The 21,568-nt window shown below is 66.0% G+C and carries 19 protein-coding genes; 11 read left to right on the top strand and 8 right to left on the bottom strand.

Annotated features, from left to right (window positions below; translation table 11 throughout):
* The first annotated feature begins 174 nt into the window (after positions 1–174).
* Complete coding sequence (locus tag BTHE68_RS15000; RefSeq protein ID WP_162067134.1) at positions 175–360, top strand: hypothetical protein; 186 nt, start codon at positions 175–177, stop codon at positions 358–360.
* 73 nt (positions 361–433) lie between these two features.
* On the top strand, positions 434–1,318 hold the full coding sequence (locus BTHE68_RS14995; RefSeq protein ID WP_162067133.1) for a DMT family transporter: 885 nt from the start codon (positions 434–436) through the stop codon (positions 1,316–1,318).
* Between the two features lie 18 nt (positions 1,319–1,336).
* Here BTHE68_RS14995 and BTHE68_RS14990 read toward each other — a convergent pair whose 3' ends face one another.
* From BTHE68_RS14990 to BTHE68_RS14955, 8 genes are all read right to left on the bottom strand, one after another.
* Complete coding sequence (locus tag BTHE68_RS14990; RefSeq protein ID WP_162067132.1) at positions 1,337–2,482, bottom strand: L,D-transpeptidase; 1,146 nt, start codon at positions 2,480–2,482, stop codon at positions 1,337–1,339.
* 215 nt (positions 2,483–2,697) lie between these two features.
* Positions 2,698–2,964: an RNA-binding protein gene (locus tag BTHE68_RS14985; protein WP_162067131.1), complete on the bottom strand. Its 267-nt coding sequence runs from the start codon at positions 2,962–2,964 to the stop codon at positions 2,698–2,700.
* Positions 2,965–3,189: 225 nt separating this feature from the next.
* Positions 3,190–3,726 carry a hypothetical protein gene (locus BTHE68_RS14980; RefSeq protein ID WP_174258044.1) on the bottom strand — a complete coding sequence of 179 codons (537 nt, stop codon included), beginning with the start codon at positions 3,724–3,726 and terminating at the stop codon, positions 3,190–3,192.
* A gap of 123 nt (positions 3,727–3,849) precedes the next feature.
* Positions 3,850–7,101, bottom strand: a complete 3,252-nt coding sequence (locus tag BTHE68_RS14975; RefSeq protein ID WP_162067130.1) for an ATP-binding protein — start codon at positions 7,099–7,101, stop codon at positions 3,850–3,852.
* Positions 7,102–7,287: 186 nt separating this feature from the next.
* Positions 7,288–9,414: a catalase HPII gene (gene katE, locus BTHE68_RS14970; protein ID WP_162067129.1), complete on the bottom strand. Its 2,127-nt coding sequence runs from the start codon at positions 9,412–9,414 to the stop codon at positions 7,288–7,290.
* Between the two features lie 111 nt (positions 9,415–9,525).
* Positions 9,526–11,235: a S10 family serine carboxypeptidase-like protein gene (locus tag BTHE68_RS14965; protein ID WP_162067128.1), complete on the bottom strand. Its 1,710-nt coding sequence runs from the start codon at positions 11,233–11,235 to the stop codon at positions 9,526–9,528.
* A 57-nt stretch (positions 11,236–11,292) separates the two neighbouring features.
* Positions 11,293–12,867 carry a S53 family peptidase gene (locus BTHE68_RS14960; protein WP_162067127.1) on the bottom strand — a complete coding sequence of 525 codons (1,575 nt, stop codon included), beginning with the start codon at positions 12,865–12,867 and terminating at the stop codon, positions 11,293–11,295.
* Between the two features lie 186 nt (positions 12,868–13,053).
* Complete coding sequence (locus BTHE68_RS14955) at positions 13,054–13,500, bottom strand: GFA family protein (RefSeq protein ID WP_162067126.1); 447 nt, start codon at positions 13,498–13,500, stop codon at positions 13,054–13,056.
* Positions 13,501–13,562: 62 nt separating this feature from the next.
* Here BTHE68_RS14955 and BTHE68_RS14950 point away from each other — a divergent pair, with 62 nt between their 5' ends.
* The 9 genes from BTHE68_RS14950 to BTHE68_RS14910 all read left to right on the top strand — a co-directional run bounded on the left by BTHE68_RS14950 (position 13,563) and on the right by BTHE68_RS14910 (position 21,565).
* Complete coding sequence (locus tag BTHE68_RS14950; RefSeq protein ID WP_162067125.1) at positions 13,563–14,894, top strand: inositol monophosphatase; 1,332 nt, start codon at positions 13,563–13,565, stop codon at positions 14,892–14,894.
* 3 nt (positions 14,895–14,897) lie between these two features.
* Entirely contained in the window at positions 14,898–15,413 is a 516-nt protein-coding gene (locus tag BTHE68_RS14945; protein ID WP_162067124.1) for an isochorismatase family protein, read from the top strand.
* A 109-nt stretch (positions 15,414–15,522) separates the two neighbouring features.
* Complete coding sequence (locus BTHE68_RS14940; RefSeq protein WP_162067123.1) at positions 15,523–15,801, top strand: DUF4148 domain-containing protein; 279 nt, start codon at positions 15,523–15,525, stop codon at positions 15,799–15,801.
* Positions 15,802–16,152: 351 nt separating this feature from the next.
* Positions 16,153–16,842: a 2Fe-2S iron-sulfur cluster-binding protein gene (locus BTHE68_RS14935; RefSeq protein WP_162067122.1), complete on the top strand. Its 690-nt coding sequence runs from the start codon at positions 16,153–16,155 to the stop codon at positions 16,840–16,842.
* 11 nt (positions 16,843–16,853) lie between these two features.
* On the top strand, positions 16,854–17,843 hold the full coding sequence (locus tag BTHE68_RS14930; protein WP_162067121.1) for an FAD binding domain-containing protein: 990 nt from the start codon (positions 16,854–16,856) through the stop codon (positions 17,841–17,843).
* Positions 17,840–20,062, top strand: coding sequence for a xanthine dehydrogenase family protein molybdopterin-binding subunit (locus BTHE68_RS14925; RefSeq protein ID WP_162067120.1), 2,223 nt, complete (start codon positions 17,840–17,842; stop codon positions 20,060–20,062). Before BTHE68_RS14930 ends, BTHE68_RS14925 begins: the two co-directional genes overlap by 4 nt.
* 117 nt (positions 20,063–20,179) lie before the next feature.
* A complete protein-coding gene (locus BTHE68_RS14920) occupies positions 20,180–20,767 on the top strand; it encodes a nucleotidyltransferase family protein (protein ID WP_162067119.1) in 588 nt (195 codons plus the stop codon).
* Between the two features lie 146 nt (positions 20,768–20,913).
* A complete protein-coding gene (locus BTHE68_RS14915; protein ID WP_162067118.1) occupies positions 20,914–21,108 on the top strand; it encodes a hypothetical protein in 195 nt (64 codons plus the stop codon).
* Positions 21,109–21,226: 118 nt separating this feature from the next.
* Positions 21,227–21,565 carry a DUF2335 domain-containing protein gene (locus tag BTHE68_RS14910; protein ID WP_232077998.1) on the top strand — a complete coding sequence of 113 codons (339 nt, stop codon included), beginning with the start codon at positions 21,227–21,229 and terminating at the stop codon, positions 21,563–21,565.
* Positions 21,566–21,568 lie beyond the last annotated feature (3 nt).

The following is a 21,568-nucleotide window of genomic DNA, read 5'->3' as shown; positions in this document are numbered from 1 at the left end:
GTCGGAGGCGACCTTTAGCCCTTAAGAATTGCAGAGGTCTGTGACATCGATGTGAATTGGGACTATTGTCAGCAGGCACCATCACCCCATCCGAAGCAACACATTCTTTCCGCAGCGTAGGCAATCCACGATAACCGGTCCGCTAGACTGGAGCGCTTTGCACGAGGCATGACGATGTACAAGAAAGGCGTGGTAATCGAAATCCAGTTCCCACCTGAGCGCTTGAACGACGCCGCCGGCGACCCTTACTGGATCGATCTCACGCTGGATGAAGCGAGGCGCCTGCACGCGCAACTATCGCGCCGCTTCGAGACCGACGCACGCGCCAATCAGCCACTCGACACCTTCACGATAGATTGAGTGCACGGTTAGACAAGACGAACGAGAACCATAGGCCCGATACTGCGGCATTCCGACTTGCCGCACGCCTCACATGGTTTCGATTCTCGCCGCGCCCGTATTCGTATTTCTCTGGTCGACGGGCTTCATCGTCGCGCGGGCGATCACGCCTTACGTCGACCCGAATCTGTATCTGCTCGCGCGCTTCGCCGGCACGACACTGCTGTTTCTCGCGATCGCCGCAATCACGCGCGCGCCCTGGCCGAAAGGCCGCGACATAGCCCGCCATCTGTTCGCCGGCGCGCTGCTGCAAGGCGTCTATCTCGGCGCGGGTTACTGGGCCGTCGCGCAGGGCCTCGGCGCGGGCATCATGGCGCTGCTCGGCGCGCTCCAGCCGCTTCTGACCGCCGCTGTCGCCGCGCGGCTCTTCGGCGAGCGGCTCTCGCCACGCGCGTGGGGTGGCCTCGTGCTCGGCCTCGTCGGCGTCGCGCTCGTGCTCGCGCCGAAAATCGCGGCGAGCGGCGCGCACGCCGGATCGGCATCGGCTGGACACGCGCCGCAATGGATCGTCGTGACGATCGCCGTGCTCGCGGTGTTCGCCATCACCGCGGGCACGCTGTATCAGAAGACCTCGCTCGCCCGCGCCGATATCCGCAGCGCCAGCGCGTTGCAGAACGCAGGCGCCGCGATCGTCGCACTCGTGCTCGTACTCGCGCTCGGCGAGCACCGCTTCATTGCGTCGACGACGACATGGCTCTCGCTCGCATGGGGCATCGTGATGCTCTCGGGCGTCGCGACGACGCTGCTCGTGTGGATGGTCAGGCGAGGCGACGCATCGCGCGCCACCGCCCTGCTCTTTCTCGCGCCGCCGCTCGCCGCACTCGAAAGCTATCTCGCGTTCGGCGAGACGCTCGACGCGGTGCAACTCGCGGGCTTCGGCGTGGCGCTCGCGGGCGTGCTGCTCGCGCGTTCGAAATAGCGCGTCGGCGGGCAAGGGTCAATCGACTGAATCGGCGCCGGCCGGAATATGCGCGCGCACCGCCTTGCCCGGGCCGGGCGACCACGCGGGCCGCGTTTTCCTGCCCGTATCGACGACGACGAGATAGTGCCCCGCCCACGGCGTCGTCTTGCGCGTGGCCTTCAGAATCCACATCGACTCGCCGTCGGCTGCGCGCGCCTCGTATTGCGCGTCGATGATGCCGTGGTGATCGAAGAACGCGTTGAGCGTCGACGGGATCCGTACGCAGCCCTTCGAATGCCGCATGCCGAGCAAGGGCTCCAGCTTCTCGGGATCGGTGGCGTGCATCTGGAAGCGCATCGGCGATTTGCCGCCCTTGCCCCAGCCACGCTCGCCATCGGCCCAGCCGAAATCGTAGATACGCATGTCGCGCGCGCCGTAGCCACGGATCTTGAACTCGTTCAAGGTGCCTTCCGCGCGGAAGTCCATGTTGCCGGGCACGTGCTGGAACACGCCGAGCGGCGTCACGAAGTGGTCGTAGGTGCCGGGACGGCCCGTCGATACCGGCGACGCGCCGATCATCGACCACGCATCGCCCGGCTTTGCGCGGAAGTACACGAAGATGGCCTGCGCGTTCGCATTGCGATCGACCAATACGACGAACTCATTGGCGAGATCGCCGTGACCGTCTTCATCGAGCGTCTGTTGCAGCAGACGGCCGTAGGCCTGCTGATCCGTGGCGGAAACGGCAAGCCGCCGGTCGACCTCCTGCGCGAAGGTCTGACGCATCGCATACGCGCCCGCCGGCGACATGCCGGTGCGCTGCGCGAGATTGGGCTCGGGCGGCTCCGGCGGCAAGGGCACTTCGGGCGCCTCCGTCTCCGATGCCGCGCTCGCCTCCGACGCCGCACTTGCCGCACTTGCCGCACTTGCCGCGCTCGCCGCCGATGCCGCAGAAGCCGTCGATGCTTCCGACGTCGGCTGCGCGGGCATCGGCACCGGCATCGCGGGCAACGCGCGTTCGGGCGCGACGGGCATCGCCGTCACGTGGCCCTGCGCGACAGTCGCCGCCTGCTGGGCGTACGCGGCCGCCGTGATCGAAAACAGCGCGCCCGCCGCCGCGCCCACGAGAAACCTTGCGCCAGACGGCGTCTTGTTGGTTCTGTTCTTTCCTGCCTGATGCATCGATTCGATTGATCCGCTTTTGCCTGGTGTCAGCGGACGATCCACCGGATCGCCCGGTTCGAACGGCCCGACGCGCACCTTGAATCAGGCGCGCATCGACAAAAAAGCCGGTGGCACGTGGCACCGGCTTCGCCGCTACATGACGTTCGTCAGGGGAGGATCAGCAAAGTTCGTTCCGGACGGCCGCGCAACACGGCGCGCGCACGCGGAAAACGTCAATGCAGACGGATGGACGCGTCGCCGGAAGCCGAGGCCCGGGCGCGCAAGGGTTCGTCGAGAAAGCGCTGATGGCACAGCTTCTGCGCGATCGCCTCGCCGATGTAAGGCACATCGATCGCAAGCTTCGCGGTGGCGTACGCGTCAGCGGTGCCCGCGCCGTACACCGCGATATCGCTCGCATACTGGCCTAGCTCGTGTTCCAGAAAACGCCGCACGTCGCGCGCGGCGCAGCGTTGGGGAAAGTTCCAGATGAGCAGGTTCATCGCCGTCACCTTCTTGCGCGCGCACGCACAGGCTGCGCACGCTGCTTCAGGATCAGGCGCGCCGCAACCGTGCCGACGACGAAAAGGGACACATAGGCGAACATCATGGCGGCTCCGGCTAATTTCGAGATAGCTCCATACTAATCCCGTAGACCGCGCAGGTGCTGCGACATTCCGTCTTTTTCAATAGATGTTCTAAATCGGACGGATGGGTTCAGGCAATCGTCAGAAGCCGCTGCACGACATGCTGGACAGATTCGGATACCGGTTGGACCAGTCGCCCGCCATCGCGGATTGCGCGTCCTTCAGCGTGATGTCGCCGGTGCAGACGCAGCGCTTCAGATAGACCGCGAGCCGTTCCTTGCGGCGCTGGCCCGCGCGCCCTTCCCAGCGGCGCAGATCGAGATTCGCGGGCGAGTTGGGCGAGCCGCCGAGCAACACCGGCATGCGGTGATCGAGCGCATATTCCGATGCGAACGATGCATCGATGCTGCGCTGCTTGAGCAGCCGCTCCTTCTGGCGCATCTGGATCTCGAACGACGGCAGCACGCGATCGACATAGCCCGGCACGCAGATGGTATCGACGATGGTCGTCTGCGTGACCCGCGAATCGAGCCATTCGGCGCGCTGCGCATACGGCGGCGTCCCCGGCACGAACGCGAGCGTCGCACAGCAATACGCCAGCATCGCGCGCGCGATCCGGCCGGGGCGGCCCGCGCCTGGCTTCGGTTTCTCGTCGAACCCGGTATCCCTTCGAGTCATGCCTCTGAGTGCCATCCATTGCGGCCGCGGATCGCCGCATGTTTTTGAGATGATCGGAGGTTCAATTAAAACACACGAAACGCGGGATGTACGCAAAGCCCTGCTAGCGAAGCCTGACACGCGTCATGACGACGCATCGGATGCGGGCGAAACGCACGCGAGCGGGCCGGCGAGCGCGGCATCGAGCGCTTCCGCCGCCGCGACGAATGCCGCGAACGAGGCCGTGATGCGGGCGTCGTCCTCGCCGTTGCGGTCTTCGTCGACGGCAAGCTCGCAGTCGTGCTGCAAGGTGACGCACGCGCGCATGAACGGCGTCGCGCCGATCACCGCCGCCGCGCCCTTCATGCGATGCGCGATATCGCGCAGGCGCGCGTGATCGCACGCGTCGAAGGCAGCGCGCGCGTCGGCCAGATCCTGCGTGTTGGCGGCCTTCAGCGTGTCGACGAGCGTGCCGGCCTGATCGCCGAAACCGGCCAGCAAGGCGCGGTCGAACACCGGCGCGTCCGGATCGGCTGCACGCGCGGGCGCGCGCGCAAACGCCTGCGCAGGCGCCGTCGATGCGCTCGACACGCGGCCGTCGCGCGTCGCTTCGAGCAAGGCGGCGCGCAGACCGTCCAGACCGAGCGGCTTCACGAGACACGCGTTCATGCCCGACGCGACCGCGCGCATCGCGGCGTCGGGTTGCGCGTTCGCCGTCAGGCCGACGATCGGCACGGCGCGTGGACTCGATGCGTCTTTCGCCTCGTCTTCCCGGATCGTGCGCGCCAGTTCCTCGCCGCTCATCTCGGGCATCGAGCAGTCGGTGAGAATCACGTCGAATGCGCGCGGCGCGGCGCGCCAGCGCGCAAGTGCGCTCTTGCCGTCGACGGCCATTTGCGCGCTGCCGCCGAGCAGCCTGATCTGCCCGTCGAGCACGATGCGATTGGCGGGATGATCATCGACGACGAGCACGCGCAGCCCCGCGAGCGACCCGGCGAGCGCGCCCGCCGGCGCGGACGGCGCATCGTCCGCCGACGCCAGCGCCTCCGTCTCCGGAAAATCGATGCGCACGGTAAAACGCGTGCCGCGCTCCGGCTCGCTCGACAACTCGATGGTGCCGCCCATCATCGTGGTGAGCCGCTTGCTGATGGTGAGGCCGAGCCCCGTGCCCCCGACATTGCGCGCGCGGCCATCGTGGGCCTGCACGAACGGCGTGAACAGCATCGCCTGCTTCTCGGGCGAGATGCCGATGCCCGTATCGCACACCGTGAGCGTCACCGCGCGCTTGCCGTCCTGAGGCGGCGCGACCTGGTATTCGAGTGTGACCGCGCCGACATCGGTGAATTTGATCGCGTTCGAAAGCAGATTGCCGACGATCTGGCGCAGGCGCTGGCCATCGGCGAGGAGCCAGGTCGGGCCATCGCCGAAGCGGCGCTTCACGATGAGCGCGAGTCCCTTCGCGCGCGCGGCCGGTTCGTAGATCGCCGCGACGCCCGCGACCCACGCTTCGATTTCGAGCGGCGCGGGCGCGAGCACGAGACGCTCGGCTTCGATCTTCGCGACATCCAGCAGATCGTCGATCATGCCGAGCAGATCGCGCGCGGCGCGATGCGCGATCGACAGCGCGCGCTCGGTCGCGACGCGCTCGCCCGGCGCGCGCAATTCCATTTCGAGCAGACCGAGCACGGCGTTCATCGGCGTGCGGATTTCGTGGCTCATCGTCGCGAGGAAGGTGGATTTTGCGCGGTTTGCCGTTTCCGCCTCTTCCTTCGCGGCGCGCATCGCCCTTTCGGCGGCGATCCGGCGCGTGACCTGCACGCGCATCGTCAGCGCCCAGCCCGCCAGCACGAGCACGAGCGCCGCGCCAAACAGCGCGCCGAGCGCGACTTGCGGACGATGACGTTCCCACAGCATCTCGGGATGCTCGGAGAGCTTCCAACGCGCGCGGATCGTCTCCAGCTCGGGCGGCGGAAGACTCTCGATCGCGCGATTGAGGATGCCGAGCAGCAGCGGCTCGTTCGCCGTGACGGTCAGGCCGTGCGGAACCGGTCGCGTCGAAAGCACGCCGCTCAACACGAGCGAGCCGCGATAAGCATTGCCCACCGCGTAGTTGGCGAGGGCCAGATCGGCGATGGTCGCATCGGCTTCGCCTCTTGCCACGGCCCGGAACTGACCGTCGAGCGGTCGCGTATGGACGATCCGCACACCCGACGCGCTCCGTTGCAAAAGCTTCTCCAGCAACGAAGAGGGCGGTAGCGCGACGCGCTTGCCCGCGAGCGCGTCGGCGTCGCGCAGCGGCGGCTGATTGGCCGACGTCACGATCACGAAGATGCCGTCGCCGGTCGGCGCGGAGAGCACGCCGCCGGGCAACGCAGAGGTTTCGCCCACGCCGTACGGCAGGATCGCGGAAGCGCCGCTGCGCATGTCGGCCGCGAGTTGCTCGGGCGTGTCGCGCACGCGGGCCTCGAAGCGCAGGCCGGTCACGCGCGCGACCGCATCGAGGATATCGACCGCGATGCCCGCCGGCTGGCCGCGCGAATCGCGGAAAGTCAGCGGCGCGGCTTGTGCGAGCATCGAATAATGCACCACGGGATGCGTACGTACCCACGCAAGCTCTTGCGCCGTGAGTTCGACCGGCCGTTCCAGCGTGACGGCGTTGGCGCCCGGATTCCAGCGTGCGCGCGCGACGAGAACGAAGGCCGGCGGCAGCGCCGCGAGCGCGCGGTCGACCCGCTGCCGCAGCGCATCCGCGCCGGGACGTTCCGCCGCGAAGGCGAAGCGGAAGCCGTCTTCATCGAAGGCCGCAAGGTCCGTGATGGTCAGATTCGGCAGGTAGTAATGGGTGATCGCGAAGGCGGAAGTCGTCATGTCGCCGATGAACGCGTCGGCGTCGCCGAGCGATACGGCGAGCAGCGCAGCGAGCAGGTCCGGATACACGACCGGCAGCATCGACGGATACGCCGACCGCAGGCGCGCCGGCGAAGTCTGCGCGTCGACGTACGCGAGCCGATGCGTCGATGGACGCTTCACAAGCGGCTCGATGTAGATCTGTTTGCTCGGCAGATACTGGCGGCTGTATATGAGCGCGCCGTTGCCGTCTTGCCTGTCCTCGCTGTCCGCACCGGTCGCGCCGGTCGCCATGTCGATATCGCCGCGCGCGAGCGCCGCCATCAGCGCGGCGCGGTTCGGATAGATACGCCATTGCGTGTCGAGGTCCAGCGCGCCGGCGACGGCATCCACGTAATCGACCGAGATACCGCGCGGCACGGTGTCACGCGGGTAAGCCATGTCTAGCGGCGGCGCGACGCCCGGCGTGGCGCCGACGACGATGCGCTCCTTCGCGCCAACTGCCGCCGCACACAGCGCCCAGATCAGAACGATGACGACGATGTCCATGCACGCGCGCCATTGCACGCGTGCGGCAAGCGCGCCGCCGCCACGATGTCTTGCATGATCGAACAAAGCCGCACCCCCGGAGTGAGCGGTACGACTAGTGTCTCAAGAAAGACGGGGGTGCGTACATCGCCGGTGGCGGCATGGTCGCGTGCATCGTTGCGAGGCACGAAACGCCGATTACGCGGATCAGGCCGGCACCGACTCCGCCTTGTGCGCGCGCGACCAGACGCGATGCTGGCTCATCGCCTCGATGAAGCTTTTCAGCACCGCCTTGGCGTCGCTGCCTACCGCGACGCCCTCCTCGCCGCCCGGCAGATGCGCGGCCGCGAGCACGTCCTCGCCGTCGCCGATCGCTCCGATCGCCTTCAGATGCTTGAAGGATTCGAGCACGAAGTGGCGCGCGTCGCCGGACTCGGAAAGCGCCTTCGCGCTCTCCTTGCCGCCCGCGACGATCACGCCGTCGAACATGATCGAGGGCATGGCGAGAATGGTCGCGTCGGCCTCGATGCCGGGCGCGGGCGAGCCGAGCGTCGGCGAAATGACCTTTGCGTGCGCGCCCTCGGCCTTGAGCGCGTCCTGCACGGCCTTGATGCTGGCGGCATCGGCGCCCGGTGCGGCGAGGATCGCGACCTTGCGCGTCTTGATCGAAGGCTTCGTCTTCGCGACGAGCGACAAGGCCGGCGACTCCGTCACCGACGATTTGCCGAGTTCCTCGGCGCTTGCGCTTTTCTTCGGCGCGGTCAGCCCGAGATTGGCAGCGACGCGCGCGGCGAGCGTTTCATCGATATTGGCAAGGATGCCGAGCTCTCGCTCGCGAATGTTCTTGCGCTCGACCTTGGAAAGCTCGAACGAGTACGCGCCGACGATGTGATCCTGCTCCGGCTCGGTCATGCTGTTCCAGAAGAGCGTCGCCTGCGAGTAGTGATCGGCGAAGGACGGGCTGCGCACGCGGATCTTCGCGCCGTCGACGCGCTGCGTGTAACTTTCGAAGCCGCCGCCCGCCGCAGCCGGCGCGGTTTCCTTCGGCCAGCCGCCGTCGATGGAATTTGGCTCGTAGGACGCCTGCCCTTTGTCGATCGTCTGGCGATGCATCGCGTCGCGCTGGCCGTTGTGCATCGGCGCGAGCGGACGGTTGATCGGAATCTCGTGGAAATTCGGGCCGCCGAGACGGCTGATCTGCGTATCGGTGTAGGAGAACAGACGGCCTTGCAGCAATGGATCGTTCGTGAAGTCGATGCCCGGCACGATATGTCCCGGACAGAACGCGACCTGCTCGGTTTCGGCGAAGAAGTTATCGGGATTGCGATTCAGCGTGAGCTTGCCGATCATCTTCAGCGGCACCAGTTCCTCGGGGATGATCTTGGTGGGGTCGAGCAGATCGAAGTCGAACTTGTGTTCGTCTTCTTCCTCGACAATCTGCACGCCGAGTTCCCACTCGGGATAGTCGCCGTTGTCGATCGCCTCCCACAGGTCACGTCGATGGAAATCCGCGTCCTTGCCCGCGAGCTTCTGCGCTTCGTCCCAGAGCAGGGATGCGGAGCCGATCGTCGGGCGCCAGTGGAACTTCACGAAGCGGCCTTTACCCTGCGCGTTGATGAAGCGGAAGGTATGGATGCCGAAGCCTTCCATCGTGCGCAGGCTCTTCGGGATGGCCCGGTCGGACATCGCCCATAGCACCATGTGCGCGGATTCGGGCACGAGCGAGACGAAATCCCAGAAGGTGTCGTGCGCGGAGCCGCCTTGCGGCATTTCGTTGTGCGGTTCCGGTTTGACGGCGTGGACGAAGTCGGGGAACTTGATCGCATCCTGAATGAAGAACACGGGCATGTTGTTGCCGACGAGATCGAAGTTGCCTTCATCCGTGTAGAACTTGACGGCGAAGCCGCGCACGTCGCGGACCGTATCGGCAGAGCCTCGCGAGCCTTGCACGGTCGAAAAGCGCACGTAAACAGGCGTTTCCTTCGACGGGTCCTGCAGGAACGCGGCCTTGGTCAGTTCTGCCTGCGATTCGTAGACCTGGAAGACGCCGTGGGCGGCTGAACCGCGCGCGTGGACGATGCGTTCCGGAATGCGCTCGTGGTCGAAGTGCGTGATTTTTTCACGCATGATGAAGTCTTCGAGCAGCGAGGGGCCGCGTTCGCCGGCGCGCAGGGTGTTCTGGTTATCCGCGATCTTGACGCCGTGGTTGGTCGTCAGCGCCTGGTTTGTCGAGTCGGTGCGGTAGGCTTCGAGGGCTTCGACTTTCTTGTTCGTGTTGCTCTGCGAGGGGGTGCGGGCGACGCCGCTCGGCGACGGTTGCTTCTTCGTTGGCATTGTGAGGCTCCGGGTGGGGTTGACTTTGCGGTCATTGCCGCAATCGATGTACCCGGAGGGAATTTGCTTGCGCCTGGGGTTGCCGCCGCCCAGGCACAAGCAAGATAAACCCTAAGCCCCATTCACCGGCGACAACGCCCCCAACTTGTCCGCAGTAACCTTCTGCAGCGCAATAATCCGCCCCATTGCCGCATGATTCGCCGTGGCATCGTCATACATCCTGGCAAGATCGGCCTTGAGCTGCGTCCTCGAGCCGCCGTCGAGATAAACCATATGCCCCGACGGATAAAACGTCGCCGACAGATTCTGCCGCACGGTCTTGTCGATCAGCGGCATCTGCTGCAAATCGATGATCGTCTGATAGAACGGCGTCACGAAGTCATACATCCCGTTCGCGGAAAGCACTCTCAGATCGACATTCAACGCCATCACGGCAGCAAGATCGCCCGCCGTATAAAGGATGATGTTGCCCTTCGAATCGACGCCCTTCTGCGCGCCCGTCGGGTCCGTGTGCTTGAAATCCCAGTTGAGAAACGCCTGATCGTTCAGATCGGTAAACGATGACGTCGACGTGAACTTCAACTGCTCGTTGAGATAGCTGTTCCACATCGTCGTGTAGACGCCGCTCACCGCCGTCATGGTCGGATCGTTGCCGCCCGAATTCGGATCGATCTTGCCCGCGATGCCCGTCGAAATCGCCGTGACGCGGCCGTCGTAGGAACCGAGCGATTCGCCCTTCGACTTCAGCAAGGTCGTGAGAAAGAGCGAATTGCCACGGCTGTCGTAAGCCGCGATGTCGAGGCTCCACGCGAGCAGCGTCGCGCGATCGATGCCCGTGTAGTCGGACAGCTTCTCGACAACTTCGTCGTCCGTCTGGGGAAACTTGCGCAGTGCGTTCAGATAGTCCGTGCGCGAAAATTCCGCCACTTCCTCCGCGAAGGTCAATAGATTGGTTGGCGTCGGATGCACGCCGAGCTTCTTGTGATACCACGCGTCCGCAGCCGCAGTCGGCAATGCACCGACCGGATTGCCCGCCTGCGCGTAATCGAGAATGGAGGACTGCAACGTGACGCCATTCAGATCGATGCCGTCCTCATGCAGCTTGTATGCGAGCACGCAACTGCGCGCCGTGCCGTACGATTCGCCGAACAGGAACTTCGGCGAATTCCAGCGGTTGTTCTTCGTCAGATAACGCTTGATGAACTGCGCGATCGAGCCCGCGTCCTGATCGACGCCCCAGAAATCCCGGTTCTTGTTCGGCGCGATCGCGGCGGAATAGCCCGTGCCGACCGGATTGATGAAGATCAGATCGCTGCGGTCGAGCAGGCTGTCCGGGTTGTCCTCCATCTGATACGGCGCGGGCGGCGTGAAGCTCGGCATTGCGGTCTTGATGCGGCGCGGCGCGAACGAGCCGAGCAACACGAACACCGACGACGATCCCGGCCCGCCGTTGTAGAAGAACGTGAGCGGGCGCGCTTCCTCCTTCGCGCCGTCCTTCGTGAACGCGACGTAGAACATCTTCGCGTCCGGCTTCGAACTGCTCGGATCGACCGTCACGAGATGGCCGACGGTCGCCGTATAGGCGATCTTCGCGCCGCCGATCGTCACGCTGTGATGCGTGATGGCCGCGTTCTCGTCGGCCTCGTTCGCGGCGACTGAGTCGTCGGGGCCGTTGCCGTAGGCGACCGGATCGAAGTACGGCTGATCCTTCTTCGCCGTCGTGGTCTTCTTCGGCGCTTTCTTCGCGGCGGCCGCCATCGCCGTCTCGTCCGCGTTCTCGGGTTTGCCGCTCGCTGCCAGTGGATCGGAGTTCATCGTCATCGCTCCAGAATCGTCGTCGTGGTTGTTGTTCACTGTTTTACGTCTTGCTGCATCGCTTCAACTCTTCGCGGGCTTGAGCGCGGCCGCGATCTTCGCGCCGTCCGGGCTGCCCATGCCGGTGCACGCATCCCAGCCGGCCGCCGCCGAGAAGCTGCCGTTGTTGCCCTCGGTGATGTCGCGAAACGACGCCTTCGCCGTATAAAGCTTCGGATTGACGAAGCCCGCCGGCGACGCGTTGATCGCGTTGATACGGGCGATCAGCGCGGCCCACAGCGGCGCGACCGCGCTCGTGCCGCCGACCACCGTATCCTCGCCGTCGATCAGCACTTCGTAACCGGTTTGCGGCGATGCGTCGCCCGCCACATCCGGCACGCCGCGCTTGGCGAGCGCCGCGGTCCTGCCGTTGCGCGTGACCGACAAGCCCTTCTGCCAGACCGGCAGCGCAAACGTGCCGGACACGCCGCCGCCGCCCGAGCCGCCCTGATCGCCGTCGTTCCACACGACTTCCTTCGCGATGCCCTGCGCCGATGCCGCCAGGCTCGTGCCGCCGCAGCCGAGCACATACGGACTCGACGCGGGGAAGTCGACATGGTCCGCGCCGTCGCCGACGCCATCTGACGAGCCGCTGTCGCCCGATGCGGCGCAGACCGTCACGCCGAGCGCGGCCGCGCTTTGCAGCACGTCGTTGAAAGCGCTCATCGACTGCGATGACCAGTTCGACTCGGGGCCGCCCCAGCTGATGGATATCACGGAAGGCTTATTGGTGGAATCGTGCAGCGCGCGATTGACGGCATCGACGAAACCGGCGTCGCTGTTCGGCGCGAAGTACACGGCGATGCGCGCGCCCGGCGCAATGGCGCCCGCGATCTCGATGTCGAGCGTCACCTCGCCGTCCGGCCCGTTCGGATTGCCCGTCGGCGCGTTCTTCGCGTTGTCGACGCCCACCGCCACGACTTGCGGCGCCTTCACGCCGAGCTTCGAGAAATACGCGGACAGATCACTGTCGCGATAGCCGCCGCCCAGCTCGATGATCGCGATGCATTGGCCGGCGCCGTCGCCATCGGGGAAATCGTAGAGGCGCGCGAGATCGACCGGCGTGAACGACGCGGGCGTCATGCCGCGCGCCGGCTTGAAAGGCGGACGAAAACGAAAATGCGGACGCGCCTGCGGCTTGCTGTCGAGGCCGAGCACGGCGGTGACGGCGTCGTGCATGTCGTCGGGCACGCTGACCGGCCCGGTGCGCCCACGATATTCGCCGATGTTGTGATGTTGAAAGCGCTCGAGCCTGACGTCGAAAGCTTTCTGGAATTGTTCGATGGTGCCTTTCAGCACGACACTGCGCGTCTCGGTTTCGGCGCGCACGACCGTCAGTCCGTACTGTGCGGCGAAGGCCTTGACCTTCGCGACGTCTTCGTCGGATGCGGTGTAGCGCTTGTCGAAGTCCTCGCGAGAGACGGCTTGCCCGGGCGCGTCACCCGCGTCGACGCGCGCCATCAGCTGTTTGAAGCCGGCTTCGTCCTTGCGCCGCAGCATCACGATCACTTCGATCTGTTCGGCGGGATCGCAGTCGCCGATGCATTGCGCGCCCTCGGGGTGAATCTTGTCGCTGCCGCTGACCGGTTGCTTCGTCATGGTATCGATGCTCCTCGCTGGCCGTGAAGTTCAAAGGTTCTCGATCCTGCCGCTCTCGCGCATCCGGCGCGCGCTCGTCTCGCAGTAGCGCACGCGCTTATCGTCTTATTTTCCGGGCGCGAATGCAATTGCTCGGACCGTTGACGCGAGGATGCAGTTCCGGCGAGACAAAAGCTGTCCCGGTCTTCAGGCGCTTTTCGATGGCGCGGCCTCGTGCGGGCGCTCTTCCTCGTACGACGGGCGCACGTCGTGCGGCAGCCACGGCTCACGATGTTTGACCCAGAGTTCGTAGTCCGGCTCGAAGAGACCGGTTTCGTCGAAGCCGCCGAGCGGCAGATCGACTTCATCGCGTGTCGTGAACTCCATGTACGCGACCGATCCGCACACGGGGCAGAAGTGCCGCCGCCCGTCGTCGGAGCTGCGCCAGGTCGAGAGGCTGCCGCTCATCATCACGTCGCCGCGCGCGTACATCGCATAAGCTCCAAAGGCGGAGCCATGCACTTGCCGGCATGTCATGCAATGACACATGCCGACGCGCTTCGGCTTGCCCGTCGCGCGAAAGCGGAACGCGCCGCAGGCGCATCCTCCTTCATGCACTGTCGTCGCCAGTTCATCTTTCGTTTGAACGTTCATCGATCTCTCCCGTAAATACGGCGGTTTGTTACGATAGCCCTTCACGATCGGAGATGGCACTCATGAGCACATCGAGCACGGCCGGCACCACCAGCACCACGAGTACCTTGTCCCTCCTGAAGCTGCTCCCCGGCGCCGGATCGGAGTTCGGTCCCGCCGCGTCCGACCTGCTCGCCCACGTGCTGTCGCACGATCGCTTCGATGCGGCGGCGAACGTGAGCGCGCCACGCGAAACCTTTCGCGGCGTCACCGTCGACGACGCCATGAACGACGAATACGTGTTCCCGCTCGGACGCACCGGCCAGTCGATCGTGCTGACGGGGTATCGCATCGCGGCGGGTTTCATCGCCGAGCGCGCTGCCGACGAGTGGCTCGAACTCGCGCACAAGGAACGTCTCGCAAGAGGCTTGCCCGCAGTTCCTCAGGGCAGCGAGCCGCACCTCGCCCCCGATCCCGCCGAAGCCGATCAGCTCCTCGACCGCGCCTACGAATGCGCCCAGCGCATCCTCGATCCAGCCGCGAGCGAGCCGGTGCTCTCGCTCTTCGAAACGCACTATCGCGGCGGCCGAGAATTCCTGCGTCTCACGTGGGAAGGTTTGCCAGAGGATCTCGTGCCCGAATCGCGCCGTCCGCTCGCGGCGCTCGCTGCCGCCGTGCAGAACGGCGCGCGGCGTGAGAAGCGCGATTACGATCCCTACGGCCTCGACGGCGTCGATGTGTACGACGTCGACCGGCCGCTCGCCTATCGCGAGAAGATCGGGCCGTTTCTGTTCACGATGACCTACCGCCACGAATATCCGCAGGTCGATGACGAACGTCTCGGCACCGCGTTCGCCGTGTTTCACGAGGCGGGCAGCGACATCGTCGCGGCGGCGGTGCGGCTGCAACTCGTCAAGGTCCCGCCGCTCACGAGCAGCGCCGATCTCGTCTATACGCTCGACACGTACTCGGGCGAGATGCTCTCGCTCGCGCTGGCGGCCACCGAGGCGCTCGGGCCCGAGCGGCTGTGCGAAGTCTTCAACGCGCATCGCGTGATCTATATCAGCCTGTGGGAAGTGCGCAAGCCGTGGCGCGGCGAAGGTCTGGGCGTCGCGCTGCTGCATCAGGCGCTGGAGCGTCTGCCGCTCGATGTCGATGGCCGGCCCAACGCGCTGTGCGTCGCGCCCGAGCCGTATCAGACGGACATGCGTCACTTCGAAAAACTGCCCGGCGTGCTGCGCGAGGAGCTGAAAACCCCGGCCAGGCGGCTCGGCGCGCATCTGACCAACTGGCTCGAGCGCTCGAAACTGCCGATCGCGACGCATTTCTTCGTGCCGATGGCCAAGCACGCGGGCATCGGCTCGGCAGGCGAGAACGCGCGTCTGATCGACCGGATCATGGAGAGCGAGGCTTAAGCGATGCTCGTCATCGTCGACATGCAGGCGCGGCTGCTGCCGCATCTCGACGGCGGCGAGCGCCTGGCTGCGCGCGTCGGCACGTTGCTGCGCGCGGCGAATCTGCTCGACGTGCCGGTGGTCGTCACGGAGCAGAATCCGCAAGGGCTCGGTGGGACCGTGGAGGCGTTGCTGGATGATCTTCGGTCGGCGAAGGTCATCGAGAAGCACACCTTCGATGCGACGCTCGCGCCCGCCTTCGTCGATGCACTGCCGCCCGCGCCCGCCACGCTGTGGGTGGCTGGCGCAGAAGCACATGTGTGCGTGCTGTTGACCGTGCTCGGGCTGCTGCGGCTCGGCTATCGCGTGGAGTATGTCGCGGACGCGGTCGCGTCGCGCCGCGCGGATGATCGCGCCGTCGCGCTCGAACGGGCGCAACAAGACGGCGCGCGGCTCACGACCGTGGAGACGGCGATCTTTGGCTGGCTCGGCAGTTTCAGGCATCCGCGGTTCAGGGACGTGCTCGCGCTCGTCAAATGAATGTGCGGTCGTCGCGATTAAAGACAGTTAGTTGCGGACTAAACACGACGCTTCATCCGTTTTCCATTCGAACGCGTATACGTCGATAGATGACTACGGGAGAGCGAGCATGAAAACGACAATCTGGCTGGCGGCGTGCGCGGCTTGCGTTCTGAGCGCGAACGCAGCGGCACAAATGAACGCGGGCGGCGCGCCCCAGCCGACGATGCAGCAGCCGATGCCCGCGCAAATGGCGATGACGTCGAATGCGCCGCGCACGCGCGCCGAAGTGCGCGCCGATCTCGCCCGCGCGCGCATCGACGGCACGATCCCGCGCTTCGGCAATCCCGATCCCTACGGTCCCGCAAATTCGGCGCGCAATCCACCGGCGATGTACCCGGGACGTTGAGCGTCGCGGGAATATGGCAATTTCGCCATGTTCCCTGTGACATGAAAGCGCAGGATTTACCTGTGCATGCAGCATTTACGCGCGACCGTCTCGCGCCGTTTCGGGCGAAGCACCGCAACGCCTGCCGATCGCGCGCATGGCATCGGACTTGCTGATTGCTCGCCGTCGCGGGGTCGAACGTTCGATCGGCTTGCAGATCGCCGTACGCGCGCGCCCGCGCATCCCACACACCGCACAGGACCCGAGCATCGGCGCTCGAGCACCGACGTCGCAGTCGGTCGCGAGCGGAAGCCCATGAAGATTCGAGCCAGCGCGGCGCCCTTCCGAACGAGCGAGGAGCAACCGATCGCCATGTCCCCAGCCGATACTCATCCCCACGACGCCAGCGACACGGCGCAAAAGCCGTCGCGCCGACGTTTCCTGCAATCGGCCGCAGCGGCCGCCGCCGTCAGCGCCGCGCCGCTCGCGCATGCGCAACAGCAAGCCGCGACGCCAGCAATCGCGCCGCCGCCCGCCGCCGCGCCGATGATGCCCGTAAAGCTCACCATCAACGGCCACCCGTACGAGTTGCAGGTGGAAGCGCGCACGACGCTGCTCGACGCCCTGCGCGAATACGCAAACCTCACCGGCACGAAGAAAGGCTGCGACCGCGGCCAGTGCGGCGCGTGCACGGTAATCGTGTCGGGCCGGCGCATCAACTCGTGTCTCACGCTTGCCGTGATGCACGACGGCGAAGCCGTCACGACCGTCGAAGGCCTCGCCCCCGACGGCGACACGCTCGCGCCGATCCAGCGCGCGTTCATCGAGAAGGACGCCTTTCAGTGCGGCTACTGTACGCCTGGGCAGTTGTGCTCGGCTACGGCGCTCATCGACGAATACCGCGCCGGCGATGCCAGCGCGGTCACCGCCGACGTGCGCTTTCGCCCGGCGCAACTGTCCGACGATGAAATCCGCGAGCGCATGAGCGGCAACATCTGCCGCTGCGGCGCGTATCCGAACATCGTCGCGGCGGTGAAAGCCGTCGCGTCGGGCAACGCCTGAAGGAGACGCACATGGACTCGATCTCCTATCAGCGCGCCGCCGACATCAACGCCGCGCTCGCCGCGGCGAGCCAGCCGGGCGCGATGTTCATCGGCGGCGGCACGAACCTGCTCGATCTCATGAAAGGCGGCGTGATGCGGCCGATGAAACTCGTCGACATCACGCACATCGATGCGCTCAACGGCATCACCGCCCTGCCCGACGGCGGCCTGCGCCTCGGCGCGCTCGTGCGCAACAGCGACGCGGCAAATCACGCGTGGGTGCGCGAGCGTTATCCGCTGCTGTCGCAGGCGCTGCTCGCGGGCGCATCGGCGCAATTGCGCAACATGGCGACCGTCGGCGGCAATCTGATGCAGCGCACGCGCTGCGCCTATTTCTACGATACCGGCTTTCCTCAATGCAACAAGCGCGCGCCAGGCAGCGGCTGCGCGGCGATCGACGGCCACAACCGCATGCACGCGATTCTCGGCGCGAGCCGTCAATGCATCGCGACGAATCCCTCCGACATGAGTGTCGCGCTCGCGGCGCTCGATGCCGTCGTGCGCGTGACCGGCCCGAACGGCGAACGGACGATCGCGTTCGCGGAGTTTCATCGGCTGCCGGGCGACCGGCCGGATCTCGATACGACCTTGCAGGCGGGCGAACTGATTACATCGGTCGATCTGCCGCCGCCGCTTTTCGCCGGGCATTCGAAATATCTGAAGGTGCGTGACCGGGCGAGCTATGCATTCGCGCTCGTATCGGTCGCGGCGGCCTTGCAGATGGATGGCAACACCGTTACTAACGCGCGCATCGCGCTCGGCGGCGTCGCGCACAAGCCGTGGCGCGCGAACGCGACGGAACGCGCGCTCATCGGCAAACCGCTCGACAGGCCGACGCTGCAAACCGCCGCCGCGCTCGCCGTGCAGGGCGCACAGCCGCAGCGTGACAACGCCTTCAAGGTCGCGCTCGCGCAGCGCGCCATCGTGCGGGCGGTTCAACAGGCCGGAGGTGTCGCATGACTTTCATCGGAAAACCGCTCGATCGCACCGATGGCGTGCTGAAGGTCACGGGCCAGGCGCGCTATTCGGCCGACAACACCGACGCCAAGCTTGCGCACGCGGTCATCGTGACGAGCACGGTCGCGAAAGGCCGCATCGCGTCGATCGACACGAGCCGCGCGCAGGCGCTGCCCGGCGTGCTGCTCGTGATGACGTATCAGAACGCGATGCGCCTGCCCAACAACGGCGTCCCCGATGCGCAGCCGCCCGCCGTGCGCAAGCTCACGCTTTTGCAGACCAGCGAGGTGCGCTACAGCAACGAGCCGGTCGCGGTGGTCGTTGCGGATTCGCTGGAACATGCGCAGGGCGCGGCGCGTTACGTCGACGTGCGCTACGAAGCCGCGATGCCCACCGCGGATTTCGAACGCGCGAAGGCGCAGGCCTATCAGCCGGAAAAGATGATGGGCCGCGCGATCACGACCAGGCGCGGCGATGTCGACGCCGGCTTGCGTCAGGGCCCGACGCGCCTCGACGCGGTCTACACGACGCCCTACGAGCATCACAATCCGATGGAGCCGCACGCGACGCTCGCCCGCTGGGACGGCCCCAACCTCACGCTCTACGACGCGACGCAAGGCGTGTCCGGCGCGCGCAGCGCGGTGGCGAAGTTCTTCGGCATTCCGGATGACAACGTGCGCGTGATTTGCCCGTTCGTCGGCGGCGGCTTCGGCTGCAAGGGCTCGGCGTGGTCGCACGTCGTGCTCGCGGCGATGGCGGCGAAGCAGACCGGCCGGCCCGTCAAGCTCGTGCTCGAACGCCCGCAGATGTTCGGCATGATCGGCAACCGTCCGTACACGGAGCAGCGCATCCAGGTGAGCGCGCGCGACGACGGCATCATGACCGGCATGCGTCACGACGTGATCTCGACGACCTCGACCTTCGAGGACTGGACCGAGAGTTCCGCGATCGTCACGCGCATGCTCTACGCGGTGCCGAATCAGTCGACATCGCACAAACTCGTGAAGCTCGATATCGGCACGCCGACTTTCATGCGCGCGCCCGGCGAGACGAGCGGCTCGTTCGCGCTCGAAACGGCGATGGACGAAATGGCGTATCAGTTGAAGATGGATCCGCTCGCGTTTCGCGTCCGCAATCACGCGAACATGGAGCCGCAGGAAAAGAAGCCGTGGTCGGAGAAATCGCTGCTCGAGTGTTACCAGCAGGGTGCGGAGAAATTCGGCTGGTCGCGCCGCAGCGCGGCGCCGAAGTCGATGCGCGAGGGCAACACGCTGATCGGCTGGGGCGTGGGCACGGCGACGTATCCGGCGAACCGCAGCGAGGCGTCGGCGCTCGCGCGCATCCTCCCCGACGGCACCGCGATGGTCGCCTCCGGCACGCAGGATCTCGGCACGGGCACCTACACGATCATGACGCAGATCGCCGCCGACGCGCTCGGCTTTCCGCTCGATTACGTGCGCTTCGCGCTCGGCGATTCGTCGCTGCCGAAGGCCCCGGTGTCGGGCGGCTCGCAATCGGCCGCGAGCGTGTCGCCGGCGGTGCGGGCGGCGTCGATGCAGGCGCGCGACCAGCTCATCGCGATGGCGCTCGCGGATCGCGGATCGCCCGTCACCGGTCTCGCGCGCGAGGACGTGACGGTGTCCAACGGCTGGGTCGTGAGCCTGTCGAATCCCGACAGACGCGATCCGGCCGCCGCGGTGATCGCGCGCAACGGCGGCCGCGCGATCGAAGCGGTCGCCACGACGCGTCCCGGCGACGAGAAAAAGCAGTACGCGTTCCACTCGTTCGGCGCGGTGTTCGCGGAAGTGCATGTCGATGCGGACCTCGGGATCGTTCGCGTGCCGCGCATCGTCGGGGTGTACGACGTCGGCACGCTGTTCAACGAGAAGACCGCGCACAGCCAGTTGATGGGCGGCATCGTGTGGGGCGTCGGCTCGGCGCTGTTCGAAAAGAGCGAACTCGATGTGCGCTACGGGCGCTACACCAACGCGAATCTCGCGGAGTATCACGTGCCGGTGAACGCGGATATCGGCATGCTGGATATCTCGTTCGTCGGCCGGCCCGATCCGCATATCAATCCGCACGGCGCGCGGGGAATCGGCGAGATCGGCATCACGGGCGTGGCGGGCGCGCTCGGCAACGCGGTGTATCACGCGACGGGCGTGCGCGTGCGCGACCTGCCGATCACGCTCGACAAGCTATTGCCGCCGATCGTGACGTAACGTGTCGTGAAACGACGCACGTGGCGGCCGCCGGGGCCGTCGCGTGCTTTTTTATGCTTGCGGCGCGCTTCGATGCGCCGCACAATTCCTGATTCAATCCCCAAGCGAGCAGCCGCGATGAGCTATTCGTCGAACGCGACCGGCATTCTGCTGGCGGCGGGTCTGGGCACTCGCTTCGATCCGTCCGGACGCCACAACAAGCTGCTCGCCACCCTGCCCGACGGCACGCCCGTCGTGTTTCAGTCGGCGCGCAGGCTGCTCGCGGTCGTCGCCGAAGTCGTCGCGGTCGTGCGTCCGGGCGCCGAAAAGCTCGCCGATGTGCTCAACGAAGCGGGCTGCAACGTCATCTTCAGCATCGACGCCGAGCGCGGCATGGGCGCGACGCTCGCCGCCGCCGTGCGGGCGACGTCCGAGGCCGATGGCTGGCTCGTCGCGTTGGGCGACATGCCCTGGATCGAGCCCGCGACGATCGAAGCCGTCGCGCGGCCGCTCGATCAGGGCGCCGGGCTGGTGGCGCCGTTCTATCGCGGTCAGCGTGGGCATCCGGCGGGGTTCGGCCTCGCGCATCGCGAGGCGCTTGCCGCGCTCGATGGCGATGCGGGCGCACGAGGGATCTTTTCGACGCATGCGCCGCTCGTCGTCGAAGTCGATGATGCGAACGTGTTGCGGGATGTCGATCTGCCGAGCGATCTGGCGCGGGGTTGAAGGGCGTACGCTCGCTCTCTGTGTGATTGTCTGAAAAGCGCCCTGGCCATTCGGCCGATTGATTCGGGTCATTAAGTAAATGGTAGGATCAATTCCACGCGATCGGCCCGGTCGCGCGGCGGACAAACTTTTCACGGGAGCATCACATGACATTCTGGAGCGAAATGCGGCGCGTTGCGGATGCGCTGGCGCGCACGTTTGCGATCAATCCGCCAACGGATTACCGGTCGGCTTATCCGCGCAGGTCCGCCGCCGAAATGGTGGACCGCGCGTGGGCGAGAACCATGTCGGAACTGAACGGCACGATCGAAGGGTATGGTCAGAATGAGCGACGCCGTTGAGGAGCGCACGATCCGGTACATTGCCGAACCCGTTCGAGGCGAAGTAGCAGAGCCTGCGATCGCGCCTGAAAGGGCGTCGGTCACAGTGGCGGTGCAGGCGCACTCGTTCCGCGGACCAATGCCGCCGCCCGACCATCTCGCGCAATACGACCGCATCGTGCCGGGCGCCGGGCGGCTGATCGTCGACGAGTTTCAGATGAACAGCGAGCACGCGCGGAAAATCGAAGCCCTGAGCCTGCGCGGGTCGATCCGCAAGGATATCCGCGCGCAGTTCATCGCTGGCTTTCTCGTATTGATCGGCTTCGGGCTCGTTTATGAACTCGCCGAACACGGTCACGACGGCGTCGCCATCGCGGTTGCCGTCACGCTGCTCGTCAGCGTGCTCACCGCGTTTCTGACCGGCACGGTAATGCGCGGAAAGAGCGACATCGGCATTCAAGAAGCGCTCGGCGATTGACCC

This window comes from Burkholderia sp. THE68, assembly GCF_009938265.1.
Lineage (GTDB): Bacteria > Pseudomonadota > Gammaproteobacteria > Burkholderiales > Burkholderiaceae > Caballeronia.
Note: the sequence above shows the minus strand (reverse complement) of the source record. Positions and strands in the feature narration are given on the sequence as shown.